Below are 13252 nucleotides of genomic sequence, written 5' to 3' on the forward strand. Positions count from 1 at the left end.
AAAACATCAGCCTAATGCCGCGAGAGTCGTAGTGATTCAACCCTCCGGGAATATAGTTGCACTTTCAATGGTTTACCCAGATGTGACCAGTACACGATCAGGAAGAAGAACAATGGCTCAGACAGGTGCCCCAGGTGACCATGGAGTTCGGGCTCAACTCTTTTGGCGACATCACTCCGGATGCTACGGGGAAAGCCCAGTCTGCAGCGCAAGTCATCCGGGAAGTTGTGAGGAAGCTGTTTTGCCGACTCCGTGGGCATCGATGCCATTGGCTCGGTGAGCATCACCGAGATGATTACGCGATATCGTCTCCCGACATGGTCCTCGCTGCCATTGCCTCCCGCACCGAAAGAATTAAGCTCGCACCGCGGTAACGTTCTGTCGTCCGATGATCCCCTGCGGGTGTACGAGCGCTTCGCGACCCTCGATGCTGTCAGCAACGCAGGGCCGAGGTCGTTGTCGGTCGCGGTTCTTTCACGGAATCCTCCGCTGTTTGGCTATAAGCTTTCTGACTACAACAGCTCTTTGAAGAGAAGTTCGAGATCTTCGCGGAGGCACCAAGGAACGCCCGATCCGCTGGTCCGGTTCTCACCGAGCACCGATCGAGGCGCGATCCTGACGCCCCGCACCGAGAATGGCTGTCGGCCTGGTAGGCGTGGGTGCTCCCCGGAGTCCGTGATTCGTTCCGTCCAGCCGGTATCCCATGATGCTTGCCATCATCGGCGTACCCCGCCCGCTTCCGCCCTTCGTTGACTTACGAGGGGCTCAGAAGGAGTTCGGAGTGAAGGAGCCGATGAGGCTCGGCATGCATTCGCCTGGCACATTGCCGAGACGGACGAGAAGGCTCGTGAAGAGCTGTGGAAGCCTTCCGCAGAACCGTAGCCGCATTGGACGGGAGAGGGATGGCGGACCCCACCTACGAAAGCTACATTGATGAGATCGAGAACGGCGCGCTGTCGTCGGTTCACCCGAGACGGTTGCTCAGAAGATGTTCGAAGCTATCAGGATCTCGGCGTTGATCGCTTCGACTTCAAGTACGCCAACGGCCCATGCTCACGAGCAATGATGAACTCAATCGAGCTGTACGACACCAAGGTGCTCCCGAGGGTTCGTGAGATGATCCTCAGAGTTCTAAGGTTCCTCTCATCTAACCTGCCATTCTAAAAGTAGACGGAAATGCCAATCATTCAGTCTGTAAAGAGATGGAACTACGTAGCGGTAGTCGGCTTTGCCGAATACGAAGTAGACGGTGACACGGTCACCGCCCGCACACCGAGGTCGATCCTGACCACGGCGGCAAGGGCTACGCAGAAGATCGTCGAGCAACTACTGGCGGATGCTAAGTCGGCTGGCCAGGATGTCCTCCCAGTCTGCCCTACGTTGCCTCCTACATCGCAAGCATCCCGAATACTCGAGCTTGTCCCGAGGAACAGAGGCACGGTTCCGACTTGCCTGAGATCCGCTAAGCGGAACAACCTAACGAGATGGGTGATGACGGGTGCGAAAGCACTCTTCATCACCCATTTCGCTATCACTTTTGGACAGTTTGTAGGGTGTTGCCGATCGTGGTGGACCTTGGTTGCTTGACCGACTCCGTAGTGCTACGCCAGCGCTTTATTCTTAGCCACGCCATGTCCAGCCCTGGGAGGCCTCTCCGGACCTGTCAGTCGCCTCCGTATGACTGGTGCGGAACGTCGCTATATCAAGGGAAAGTTGTCATTCCGTCCTGATTGTGCGCCGCTTTTCCGCGGGGGAGCTCCGTGGGAGTTCTCATTCTGCCGGTGTGTGATGAGCGGTTTAGCCTCGAGGCATGAATATTGAAACAGGCCGAAACGCGACGTCGTTCTACCTCGACTGTGCACTCACCGCTGCCGCCGCGTGGGCGGTGCCACGGCCGCGCAGTCCAAGTCGTGGCATCCTCATCCCGTGCTCGCGGCCTTCGTCGGCTTCTACCTCGCCGTGCTCGTCCTCGGTATTCTGCACGTTTTGGAATCAGTCCCGGCCAGCTCACCACCGGCGGTGAGCGCACACGCTCCGAACGCTCCATCTTTGCTCACGCCACGATCTTTGCCAGTGGCGTTACCATGACCCTGATCTTCGCCGTGGGATGCGGACTATTCCAGCTCCTCAAGCCCTCCGCTGGAATCTAGCCAAACCGGAGTACGGTCCTGGGCCCTGCCAGCTTGTTTGTGAGCCCTTCAGCTCCCCTGGGTGAGCACCTCTTCGACGGCTTGCGCCACTATCGGACGCCTCCACGACCCTTTGGATGATCGTTCACGATCCCCACGGCCTGCATCAGCGCATACATCGTGACCGGTCCGACGTGTAGGAAACGCGAGACTTGAGGTCCTTTGCTAATGTCATCGATTCGGGGATTTGCGCTGGAATATTGATCTCGTCGTAGGTCGGATGATTGCTCGGCCTGTACGACCACACGAGCGCTGGAAGCCCGACTCAAGTCGTCCCCTACTTGCCAGGGTTGGATCATTCCTCAGCTCAACGGTTGCCTGAGCATTCGCGATGATAGAAATGACCTTCCGACGGTTCCGGATGATTCTCTCGTCTTCCAACAGTCTGCCGATATCGGAGGCGTCAAAAGCGGCCACCGTATCGACATCGAAGTTGCTGAATGCTTCGCGCATACCCGGCCGGCGCTTAAGAATGGTTGTCCATGACAGGCCGGACTGGAAAACTTCGAGCTCATGCGCTCAAAGATTCCATTTTCGCTCACCACCGGCATGCCCCACTCGGTGTCGTAGTAGTTCCGTTCAAAGTCGGTGCGTTCCGCCCACGCTGGGCGCTTCCTGTCGTTCATGCCGTCATCCTAGAAGAGCCAGAGGGAGGCCCTTCCGCTATCCACCTGTGGACGCAAGGAGCGGCCTCCCTCAATTTAGCTAGCTACTTTCCGCTTTTCCCATGGGATGTGGGGAAGGTTTAGCTCCAGCGGGACTCGGAGCGGTCTCCCGACCACTCGGTGTGGTAGGTGCCTTCCTTATCTATCCGCTTGTAGGTGTGCGATCCGAAGAAATCACGCTGTCCCTGGATAAGGGCCGCGGGAAGTCGGTCGGCGCGGACACCGTCGAAGTACGACAGGGAGGAGCTGAAGGCGGGGAGAGGGATACCCGAGAAGACGCCGAGGGCAACAACTTCCCGCCACGCTGGCACGCAGGCGTTGATCTTGTCGGCAAACTTGTCGTCAGCCATGAGGAGCGGCAGGTTCGGATTGGCCTCGTAGGCTTCCGTAATGTCGCCGAGGAAGACTGCGCGAATAATGCAGCCGGCGCGCCAGATCTTCGCAAGAGCGCCCTTGTCGATCGTCCAGCCGTACTCTTCGCTACCGGCCTGGATCAGGTCGAAGCCCTGCGAGTAGGCAACAATCTTGGAAGCGTAGAGGGCCTGGCGCACCTGTTCGATGAAGGTGTTGCGGTCCTCGACCGCGATAGGGATCTCGTGGCCTTCGAGTGGACCGGAGGCTCCGCGCTGAACGGGGGAGGAGGACAGTCCGCGAGCGAAGGTTGCTTCACCAATGCCGGTGACGGAACGCCGAGCTCGAGGGCGGTCTGGACCGTCCATGCTCCCGTGCCCTTCTGGGAGGCGGCATCGACAATAATGTCGACGAGTGCCTTGCCGGTTTCGGCGTCCTCCTGGCGGAGGACTTCGGCAGTGATTTCGATGAGGTAGGAGTTCAGTTCGGTGTCCATCCAGGACTCGAAAATGTCGGCAATCTGTTTGGGCGAATCGCCCAGTCCCTTGCGGAGCAGGTCGTAGGCCTCGGCAATGAGCTGCATGTCGGCGTACTCGATGCCGTTGTGCACCATCTTGACGAAGTGGCCGGCACCGTCCTTTGAGATATAGGTGCAGCAGGGCTCGCCGTCAACGTGTGCGGAAATTTCTTCGAGCATCGGGCCGAGACGGTCGTACGACTCGGGGTTCCGCCCGGCATGATCGACGGGCCTTCGAGCGCACCCTCTTCGCCGCCCGAAACACCGGCACCCACGAAGTGGAGTCCGCGGCCTGGATGGCCTTCTCGCGGCGGATCGTGTCCTTGAAGTAGGCGTTGCCGCAGTCGACAATAATGTCGCCCTCTTCCATGTGTTCAGCCAGCTGCTCGATGACGGCATCGGTGCCGGCACCGGCCTGAACGAGAATCATGGCGACGCGGGGCTTGGACAGGGAAGTAACGAAGTCAGCGATCTCTTCAGAGGGAATGAACGTCCCCTCATCGCCGTGCTCCTCGATGAGCTTCTCCGTGCGAGCATACGTGCGGTTGTAGACAGCAACCTTGTATCCCTTGTGGGCAAGGTTCCGGGCAATGTTTGCTCCCATCACTGCCAGGCCAACAACACCAATATCCGCAGTTCCTACACTCATGACTGTTCTCCTTCGCCGCGGGACCGTCCCACCGTACGCAACGATCTTCCCACTTGTCCGGTTCCAGCGGAAATGATTGATAGGAAAACTCGGTGGTAACCGAGCCCCGGTAAGTGCTTCATACCTGGTCACAGCGGCAGTCCAAGCCTTGGAGAGAGATCCGCATGCTGATACGACAGGGGACCATTCTTGAACAGCCCGCGCGAAGCGAGCGTCCGCCGTAAGATGGGCTATGAAGGTCGTTGCCGTACGCACTCCCGGCTCGGTGCTGTCGGCACTCGAGATCCGGGGTGATCTTTCGATGGTTGAACGCCGCAGCTCCACTATGGGTAGCGGTCTCAGCGTTGCTGTCGCATCGGCCCGCTCCGAAATCGTCCTGTCTTGTCGGTCACACGGGGACCAGCCTGCGACGATCGTGACTGCCCCGACAGATAACCCGACGAGCCTCGATGGCCAGATTCTGGCAATCGGAACGACCCGATTTAAAGCAGTTGAAGTGGATGGCGACCGCCTGTGGATGAAGCCAATCCGCCGGGCGTCGTTCAGGCCGGTGATGTGGTGCGGGTTATTCCTCGGGAGTTGCTTGGCTCAGATGACTTCTTCCCGAGAATTCCAGACGGTCTACCGAATGCGTGGACAGTGAGGAACCCAGGTACAGCGCCGGCTACGAGAAGCGTGCGGAACTGATCTGGAATGCTATGACCGACCTCGGTTTCTTCCCGACAATCGAATGGGCGGGAAGTGAGGATGGCGAAGCCATTGTGGCCCGCGGAAAGACAGCAAGGCCCTCCTCATCGTCGACCTGGAAGATCCCGAACAGCAAAAAACCATGGATCTCCTTATCGCAGAGGATGGCTTGGCTTTCTGGATTCGCGAGCAAATTGCCCACCTGAGCGGAACCGGGGAGTAGGTAACCACCCCGACTGGCTTCGGTGGACGGAGCCGCTACCGGTTTGCGCCTGGAAGGCGATGAGAAGTTCTTCTTCGCAACCGGGCGGTAAATAACGTTGACGACCATGCCAAGCTGGGTTTCGGGAACCGGTTCTGGTCGAGTGGATTCTGGGTGCGAACATCAATCGTGGCACCATCATTGCGAGTGATACGCACATCGAGTTCGATAACCGATCGGCCCTGCCGGATTTCACCGGTCGGGTTGAAGCCGGTGATGACACACTTAGCTGAAGTCCCCGCTCCGCGATCTGCACCTGCATCGGGCTGAGAAGCCCCGACTGAATCTGTCGCTGGGGAGCATCGCATTCACGACATTCCTGTCCCCATCCTGTGCGACCTTGAGGTTGTCATCGGACTTTGTTGAATCGTAGGAGACCGGTAGCACCAGCCCTGGGGTCATGACGTGGAATTCGTCGAGACCAACGATCTCGCGGGCAACGCCCCGGAACTGCCTACCACCAGGTGCGTCAACATCGTATGTGAGAGCTAGCTACGGCTGTTGGTTGATCAGAACGCCAGTGCGTTTGGTGGAAACAAGAGTGCCAATTGCCAGGGCTCTGTCCTTCATGGAAACCCTGCCACCGCCGAGGGTGAACCGACGTCGAGATACCGAGGGTTAGAGCGACAATGAGAACCGGGCCCCGAATGATGCCAGGTCCGAGTCTTGAGGCAACGTTAGCGGGTAAATAAAGAAGCCGACTCTTCCGAGAATCGCGAGACTTAAGATACCGCGCAGAGCACTCTTTAAAGTGTTCCGCTCCATATTTTGTTATATCGGAGGGCTTGTAACCGGCCTCGCATTGAGTCTGGGCGCTTGGTCCGACAACAACCGCAGCGGAACGAGAAATCCGACCACTGTTCACTACGCCTTCATGGGGTAAATCGAGCCCATAGATCCCATAAGACAGGTGTTTTCCCCGCAATCGCGCGACTAAACACCCGCCGTTGCAATAGGGCACATGGACATGGTCGGTTCTCCGGGACTTACTCGTGCCGGTTTATAAGCACCAGCACGAGCATCTGCCTTGGGGTATTTGCCGGGATGAAACCTGTGCTTTCAAAGGGAGCCTTATCCGGGCGGCCGCGACCGGCTTGGGTCAAAGTAAAGCCGCTCCCCGGCAGGTGCCGGGGAGCGGGATAAGTGGCCGGTCCTAGCGGAGCGGATCGATGATTTCGTTCAGGGTGGCCGAAGGTCTCATTGCGGCGCCTGCCTTGGCGGAGTCGGGACGGTAGTAGCCGCCGAGATCAACCGGCTGGCCCTGGACGTCCAGTAATTCGCCTGCGATCTTGTCGGCGTTCTCCTCGAGGCTGTTGGCCACGGGTGCGAAGACAGCGGCAAGGTCCTTATCTTCGGTCTGGTCCGCAAGAGCGCGAGCCCAGTACACGGCCAGGTAGAAGTGGCTACCGCGGTTGTCGATCTCCCCGACCTTGCGGGACGGCGACTGGCCCTCGTTGAGCAGCCGCTCGGTTGCGACATCCAGAGCGTCGGCGAGGATTCCGGGGCGGTCGGTGCCGTCCGTGCGGCCCTGGTGGCGTAGTGACTCGGCAAGGGCAAGGAACTCGCCGAGTGAATCCCAGCGCAGGTGGTTCTCCTCCTGGAGCTGCTGGACGTGCTTCGGTGCGGAACCACCGGCTCCGGTCTCGAAAAGGCCGCCACCCTTCATGAGGGGAACCACCGACAGCATCTTGGCGGAAGTGCCCAGCTCGAGGATCGGGAACAGGTCGGTGAGGTAGTCGCGCAGAACGTTACCGGTTACCGAGATCGTGTCCTCGCCGCGGCGGAGACGGTCGGCGGTCTCTTGGGCGGCTTCGATGGGGGAGAGGATCCGCAGGTCCAGACCATCCGTATCCTCATCCTGGAGGTAGGTGCGGACCTTCTCCGTGAGAGCACGGTCGTGCGAGCGTTCCGGATCAAGCCAGAAGATAGCTGTCATGCCAGACAGGCGTGCGCGGCGAACTGCCAGCGATACCCAGTCGCGGATCGGGGCGTCCTTGGTCTGGCAGGCACGGAAGATGTCTCCCACTGCTACGTTGTGGCTCATGAGAACCTCGCCGGCGGAATTGCGGACCTCGACGGTTCCAGCGGAAGCGATCTCGAAGGTCTTGTCGTGGGAGCCGTACTCTTCGGCCTTCTGTGCCATGAGGCCCACGTTCGGAACTGTTCCCATCGTGGTCGGATCGAAGGCGCCGTTCTTCTTGCAGTCATCAATGATGGTGGAGTAAACACCGGCGTATGAAGAGTCCGGAATAACGGCGAGGGTGTCGGCTTCCTTCCCATCGGGGCCCCACATGTGGCCCGAGGATCGGATCATGGCCGGCATGGAGGCGTCAATGATGACGTCAGACGGCACGTGCAGGTTCGTGATCCCCCTGTCGGAGTTCACCATCGCAAGGGCCGGGCCGTCCTCAAGTTCCTTCTCGAAGGATGCTCGGATCTCTGCGCCGTTCTCAAGACCGCCGAGACCATCGAGGATAGCGCCAAGGCCGTTATCCGCAGTCAGACCGGCCTCGGTGAGGACTGAGCCGTACTGGGAGAAAGTGGCGGGGAAGAAGGCGCGGACAACGTGACCGAAAATGATCGGGTCCGACACCTTCATCATCGTTGCCTTGAGATGAACGGAGAACAGGACGCCCGACTGTTTTGCGGCATTGACCTGCTCGACAAGGAACCGGTCTAGAGCTGCCGCGGACATGATCGTCGAGTCAACCACCTCGTCGGACAGGACCGGAAGCTTTTCCTTCAGGAATGTCTCATTGCCCTCGGCGTCGACGTGCACAATCGACAGAACATCATCGGAGGGAAGAACAATCGACTGCTCGTTCGCGCGGAAGTCATCGCCGGACATGGTGGCGACAGCGGTCTTGGAGTCCGCGGTCCACGCCCCCATCGAGTGCGGGTGATTGCGGGTGTAGTTCTTAATGACCTGGGGTGCCCTGCGGTCGGAGTTGCCTTCGCGCAGGACCGGGTTCACGGCCGAGCCTTTCACGGCGTCGTAGCGGGCGCGGATGTCCTTTTCCTCATCGGTGGAGGGGCTGTCCGGGTAGTCGGGGAGGGGAATACCTGATTCCTGAAGCTCGGCAATCGCGGCCTTCAGCTGCGGCATCGAAGCCGAAATGTTGGGAAGCTTAATGATGTTGGCGTCCGGTGACTTAGCGAGCTCGCCAAGCTCCGCAAGAGCGTCGGACTCCCGCAGCTCCTCCGGCAGGTAATCCGACAGGGCGGCCACAATGCGGCCAGCTAGGGAGATGTCCCGCGTCTCCACGGCCACGTCCGCCTGGGACGCGAAGGCCTGAAGAATAGGCAGGAACGATTCCGTGGCGAGCATCGGTGCTTCGTCGGTATGGGTGTAGATCATGGGCGACATGCGCGGGCCCTCCTCGTTGAGACTGGTTCGCTTCAACAATAGCCAAGAAGACGCCAATACTCTTAACCGATCGCGCTGACAGCGATCACCGGACTCAAGATTGAGACGCGAGGGAAAGCAAGTGGGCCGGCACTCCTGCCGGCCCACTGGAGGGCGCCCGGCTAGGGGCGACCCGCGTACTGTCCTACTCTTGGTTGCTTGAGGAGGCTCCCGGATTGGCCGGATCGTCGCCAGCGTTGGTGCCGGTATTGCTATGGTCAGGACCAGTTCCGGTGTCAGTGCTGGTGGCGTCGCCAGTGCGGGCGCCCTGCGTTGCCGTGGCGGCGTTGTTCTCGGTGACCAGCGCGCTGGTGCCGCTTGCGGTTGTGGCCGCGGGGGTCTGAACGGTTGCCTTATGGGGGCCGTTCTTGGAATCGGCGCCAAGCGCCTTACCGTGGCCCTTTCCGAGCGACTTGAGAACAAAGTGGACGATGAAGACGACAATCAGGCCCCACACCAAACCAAAGATCAGGGAGACGACCGTGTCGGCCAGCCAGGCGAGGAGGCCGCCGACGGTGGCGATGTCCTCAACTCCGCCCTGGAGGAAGCCGACGAAGTCGTGGATTGGGGTAAACCCGAATTCGTGAACGCCAACGAGAATCAGGTGGCCGCCGACCCAGAGCATCGCGAAGGTGCCGACAACGGAAATGAAGTCCATGACCTTCGGCATGGCGGTAACGAGGCTCTTACCGACCTTCTGGGAGAATTCCGAGCTCTTCTTCGTCATGGATAGGCCAATGTCGTCCATTTTCACCAGGATGGCGACCGCTCCGTAGACAACGGCAGTGATGAGAACGGCAACGACGACCAGGATGAGTGCGCGGATCCAGAAGGATTCGTCAACCACCTGGTCGAGGGAAATCACCATGATTTCGGCCGACAGGATGAAGTCGGTCGTCACGGCGCTCTTCACGATCTGGTCCTCGGCGCCCGCGCCCTGCTCAACGGCGGGGGCGTCCTTCTCCGCGTGCTTGCCCCGGACCTTCTCATACACCTTCTCTGCGCCCTCAAAACACAGATAGGTACCTCCCAACATGAGCAAAGGTGTTAGGACCTGGGGGAGGAACTCCGACAGAAGGAGGATGACGGGAAGGATAAAGATCAGCTTGTTGCGGATCGAGCCGGTTGAGATCTTCTTGATGATGGGCAGTTCCCGGTTGGGCTTCACACCATCCAAGTACTGCGGAGTGACCGCCGCATCGTCAATGACGACACCGGCGGCTTTAGCGCTTGCCTTCATGGTGCCCGCTGCCACATCGTCGATCGAAGCCGCCGCTAAGCGAGCAAGCGCCGCGACGTCATCCAGAAGTGCAACTAGTCCACCAGCCATGATTTTCTTCCTCCGTGGGAGATATGCCGTTGACCATGCTAGTCGCAGGTACGACTAGCGCAACTATCTCATACCGGCCCCCTTTGTGGTTGCAATCACACGTGAGTGCCTGTTGGATGGTCGCATGAATGTGGTTGTTATCGGTGCGGGGCTCGCTGGCCTCGTGGCAGCAAGCGAAGCGGCGGACCGCGGTAGGCACGTTATCCTCGTCGACCAAGAAGGGGAACAGTCACTCGGCGGACAAGCCTTCTGGTCGTTTGGTGGCCTGTTCCTCGTTGACTCCCCGGAGCAACGAAGAATGGGCATCAAAGACTCGTTCGAGTTAGCCCGCTCCGACTGGCAGGGCTCAGCCCAGTTCGACCGTGAAGAAGACAAATGGGGCAGGGCATGGGCCGACGCCTATCTCGACTTTTCGGCAGGCCCGAAGCGTGAGTGGCTCTCATCCAAAGGAGTCTCGTTCTTCCCGGTTGTGGGATGGGCGGAACGAGGAGACGGCAGAGCGGACGGCCACGGAAACTCGGTGCCCCGCTTCCACATTGTATGGGGCACCGGCCCGGGAATTGTTGCCCCGTTCGAGGAGTCCGTCCGGGAACATGCGGAGGCTGGCCGCATTGAATTCCGGTTCCGCCACCAGGTCGACGAACTCATCGGTACCGACGGGGCGGTCACGGGCGTTCGAGGAACCATTCTTGAACCGACGAACGTGGAGCGGGGCCGCTCCTCCTCACGGGAAGCGGTAGGTGACTTCGAGATCGAGGCCGACGCCGTGATTGTTGCCTCGGGTGGTATCGGCGGCAATCTCGACCTGGTTCGGCAGAATTGGCCGGAACGACTCGGCACCCCACCGGAATCCATGATCATCGGTGTGCCCGACCACGTGGATGGTCGGATGCTCGGAATCGCGGAGAATGCTGGCGGCAGGGTCGTGAACCGCGACCGCATGTGGCACTACACGGAGGGCATTAAGAACTATGCGTCCATATGGCTGGGGCATGGGATTCGGATCCTCCCCGGACCATCTTCGCTCTGGCTCGACGGGGATGGAAACAGGCTCCCCGCACCCGCCTACCCGGGATTCGACACTCTCTCAACTCTTCGCCACCTGCGCGCTACGGGGCATGACCACTCCTGGTTCATCCTTACCCAGAAGATCCTTGAGAAAGAGTTCGCGCTGTCCGGATCCGAACAGAACCCGGATCTCACAAACAAGGACTTGAAGCTGTTGGCGACCCGCCTCAAGTCGGGGGCACCCGGACCGGTCGAAGCGTTTAAGACACAGGGCGAGGACTTCCTTGTCGCGGACAGCATCGAGGACCTCGTTGCCGCGATGAACCGCCTTGAAAACGGAAACCTGGACCCGGTAAAGATCCGTGCACTAGTCGAGGCCCGCGACCGGCAACTTGACAACGAGTTCGGTAAGGATGCCCAGCTAGCCGCAATTCGAGGGGCTCGGAAATCCCGCGGTGACAAGCTCATTCGAGTTGCCTCCCCGCACAAGTTTCTCGATCCAAAGAACGGACCGCTGGTCGCCGTACGTCTGCACATCCTCTCCCGCAAAACACTCGGCGGCCTACAAACCAATCTTTCTTCCCAGGTTCTTGGCCACGACGGGAACCCAGTACCTGGCCTCTATGCGGCGGGGGAAGCCGCAGGCTTCGGCGGCGGCGGCGTCCACGGATACAACTCTCTCGAAGGAACGTTCCTCGGAGGATGCCTGTTCTCTGGGAAGCTTGCGGGCGAATCGGTTTAACGGTTGGGACGCAATGTCCTCCGTCCAACCGGAGAGCGTGCTGCCCAACCAGAGGGTTGGGCAACATGATTGCGTTTGATGACGAAGCTGAATTCGTCGGTCGGCGGGCTAGAGTCCGACGAAGTCCTTCCAGATTGGTAGGTCGCGCTTGGCCTGGTCGAGTCCGGCAATGTAGTTGGCGCGGAGCTTGTTAATATTCCGTTCCGCCGTGCCCACCATCATGTTTTCCGGGAAGAACAGGACCGCGCGTCCGTGCTTCTCCAGTTCGAGGAGCTTTTCCTTGGTTGCGTTGTAGCGGACGTGGCGGGTGATAAGGGCCTCGGCTACCGCGGGATACTTGCGGAAGTGCCGTTCAAAGAACTTCGTGTTGCGGGGGACGGACTTCCAGTAGTTACGAGGTCGAGTCATGATGACAAGGAATCGTTCGAAACCGTCTGCTTCCGCGGCGTCGAGCGCCACGCCTCCCGAGGAACCGATCGCTCCATCGACCCATTGCACCCCGTCAATATCCACCACCGGCATCAGCCCCGGCATGGTCGATGAGGCTTGAACCTTCTTCATGATGTCCGCGTTGGTGCTCAAATCTTCCCGGCCCCAGTAGGCGGTCTCGCCAGTCTCCGCATTGAATCCACCGATGCGGAGGCGTGCCGGATTCGAGAAGAACACTTTGGAATTGAACGGAAGGGCTTCGTCCGGTCCGGAAGTCTGCTGGTAAATGTAGTTCGCGTTGAACAGTCCCTCGCCTCGCAGGAACGTTCGAAAGTTCCCGAAGTTTGGATCGCCAGCAAAGTCCGTGAAGGAGAGACGGGCACGCCTCGAATCCCGCGACACGTAGTTGACCGTGTTTGTCGAACCGGCAGAGATCCCCGCAGTCCAGTCGAAATAGATGTCGTTCTTGAGGAGAACGTTGACGACAGGCGCAGTATAGGACGCCCTCATCGCACCTCCCTCAAAGATCAAAGCGGTGTCGAAGACATTGCTGGATAGCGACATGGGACTCCCTTCCCCGCCAACGATACCCTGGTCAAGTGAAACGCTCAGCCGTAGCCTGGTTTCATGTTGGTGACGAGCAGGAGAATCTACAGCGACAAACGACAGGGCAAGGAATATCGTGTCCTCGCTGATCGGCTGTGGCCGCGGGGAGTCTCAAAAGAGGACGCGGATGTTGATATGTGGGCGAAAGATCTCGCACCATCAGACGACCTTCGCAAGTGGTTCCACGATGATCGGGACAGCAGATATGAGGAATTTGCCGAGAAGTACCGGCACGAACTCGAAGACCTGACTCCCGACCTCGATGAGCTCCGCAACCGCAGTGAAATCGTTCTTCTCACGGCGGCCAAGGATGTCGATCACAGCCACATCCCCACCCTGACGGACTACCTGACAGACGTTCTCAACGACAAATAGTCGGCACGTTGGGCAGCGGTGCACGCCGTGGCGAAG

Annotated in this window: 10 protein-coding genes and 1 pseudogene; 3 read left to right on the top strand and 8 right to left on the bottom strand. The window is 59.5% G+C overall.

Features of this window, described 5'->3' with window-relative positions; all coding sequences use genetic code 11:
* Positions 1 to 1845 precede the first annotated feature (1845 nt).
* From EJ997_RS12785 to gndA, 4 genes and pseudogenes are all read right to left on the bottom strand, one after another.
* Positions 1846 to 1983 (bottom strand): hypothetical protein, encoded by a 138-nt coding sequence (locus tag EJ997_RS12785; RefSeq protein WP_164719642.1) that lies wholly within the window; start codon positions 1981 to 1983, stop codon positions 1846 to 1848.
* A 256-nt stretch (positions 1984 to 2239) separates the two neighbouring features.
* Complete coding sequence (locus EJ997_RS14010) at positions 2240 to 2434, bottom strand: DNA-3-methyladenine glycosylase I (protein ID WP_407644333.1); 195 nt, start codon at positions 2432 to 2434, stop codon at positions 2240 to 2242.
* Positions 2361 to 2642 (bottom strand): DNA-3-methyladenine glycosylase I, encoded by a 282-nt coding sequence (locus tag EJ997_RS14015; protein ID WP_407644334.1) that lies wholly within the window; start codon positions 2640 to 2642, stop codon positions 2361 to 2363. The genes EJ997_RS14010 and EJ997_RS14015 overlap by 74 nt, the downstream gene beginning before the upstream one ends.
* 292 nt (positions 2643 to 2934) lie before the next feature.
* A pseudogene (gndA, locus tag EJ997_RS00015) lies at positions 2935 to 4371 on the bottom strand (NADP-dependent phosphogluconate dehydrogenase).
* Between the two features lie 232 nt (positions 4372 to 4603).
* Here gndA and EJ997_RS00020 point away from each other — a divergent pair.
* Entirely contained in the window at positions 4604 to 5014 is a 411-nt protein-coding gene (locus tag EJ997_RS00020; protein ID WP_126702754.1) for a hypothetical protein, read from the top strand.
* Between the two features lie 21 nt (positions 5015 to 5035).
* Here EJ997_RS00020 and EJ997_RS00025 read toward each other — a convergent pair whose 3' ends face one another.
* From EJ997_RS00025 to EJ997_RS00035, 3 genes are all read right to left on the bottom strand, one after another.
* A complete protein-coding gene (locus tag EJ997_RS00025; protein ID WP_126702755.1) occupies positions 5036 to 5389 on the bottom strand; it encodes a hypothetical protein in 354 nt (117 codons plus the stop codon).
* A gap of 1084 nt (positions 5390 to 6473) precedes the next feature.
* Positions 6474 to 8687, bottom strand: coding sequence for an NADP-dependent isocitrate dehydrogenase (locus EJ997_RS00030; RefSeq protein WP_126702756.1), 2214 nt, complete (start codon positions 8685 to 8687; stop codon positions 6474 to 6476).
* Positions 8688 to 8871: 184 nt separating this feature from the next.
* Positions 8872 to 10056 (bottom strand): DUF808 domain-containing protein, encoded by a 1185-nt coding sequence (locus EJ997_RS00035; RefSeq protein ID WP_126702757.1) that lies wholly within the window; start codon positions 10054 to 10056, stop codon positions 8872 to 8874.
* A 124-nt stretch (positions 10057 to 10180) separates the two neighbouring features.
* Between EJ997_RS00035 and EJ997_RS00040 the strand changes: the two genes are divergently transcribed.
* Positions 10181 to 11806 (top strand): FAD-binding dehydrogenase, encoded by a 1626-nt coding sequence (locus tag EJ997_RS00040; RefSeq protein ID WP_126702758.1) that lies wholly within the window; start codon positions 10181 to 10183, stop codon positions 11804 to 11806.
* Between the two features lie 108 nt (positions 11807 to 11914).
* Here EJ997_RS00040 and EJ997_RS00045 read toward each other — a convergent pair whose 3' ends face one another.
* Positions 11915 to 12799: a patatin-like phospholipase family protein gene (locus EJ997_RS00045; protein WP_126702759.1), complete on the bottom strand. Its 885-nt coding sequence runs from the start codon at positions 12797 to 12799 to the stop codon at positions 11915 to 11917.
* A 63-nt stretch (positions 12800 to 12862) separates the two neighbouring features.
* On the opposite strand from EJ997_RS00045, the gene EJ997_RS00050 reads away from it, so the two are divergent.
* Positions 12863 to 13216, top strand: a complete 354-nt coding sequence (locus tag EJ997_RS00050) for a DUF488 domain-containing protein (protein WP_126702760.1) — start codon at positions 12863 to 12865, stop codon at positions 13214 to 13216.
* Positions 13217 to 13252 lie beyond the last annotated feature (36 nt).

Origin of the sequence: Flaviflexus ciconiae, assembly GCF_003971195.1 — a bacterium.
Taxonomy (GTDB): domain Bacteria; phylum Actinomycetota; class Actinomycetes; order Actinomycetales; family Actinomycetaceae; genus Flaviflexus; species Flaviflexus ciconiae.

What these genes read in the sequence shown, in the direction of transcription:
- EJ997_RS00040 (WP_126702758.1), top strand. Translation starts at nt 10,181, where the DNA reads ATGAATGTGGTTGTTATCGGTGCGGGGCTCGCTGGCCTCGTGGCAGCA.
- EJ997_RS00025 (WP_126702755.1), bottom strand. Translation starts at nt 5,389, where the DNA reads ATGGTCGTCAACGTTATTTACCGCCCGGTTGCGAAGAAGAACTTCTCA.
- EJ997_RS00030 (WP_126702756.1), bottom strand. Translation starts at nt 8,687, where the DNA reads ATGTCGCCCATGATCTACACCCATACCGACGAAGCACCGATGCTCGCC.
- EJ997_RS00045 (WP_126702759.1), bottom strand. Translation starts at nt 12,799, where the DNA reads ATGTCGCTATCCAGCAATGTCTTCGACACCGCTTTGATCTTTGAGGGA.
- EJ997_RS14015 (WP_407644334.1), bottom strand. Translation starts at nt 2,642, where the DNA reads ATGCGCGAAGCATTCAGCAACTTCGATGTCGATACGGTGGCCGCTTTT.
- EJ997_RS00035 (WP_126702757.1), bottom strand. Translation starts at nt 10,056, where the DNA reads ATGGCTGGTGGACTAGTTGCACTTCTGGATGACGTCGCGGCGCTTGCT.
- EJ997_RS00020 (WP_126702754.1), top strand. Translation starts at nt 4,604, where the DNA reads ATGAAGGTCGTTGCCGTACGCACTCCCGGCTCGGTGCTGTCGGCACTC.
- EJ997_RS00050 (WP_126702760.1), top strand. Translation starts at nt 12,863, where the DNA reads ATGTTGGTGACGAGCAGGAGAATCTACAGCGACAAACGACAGGGCAAG.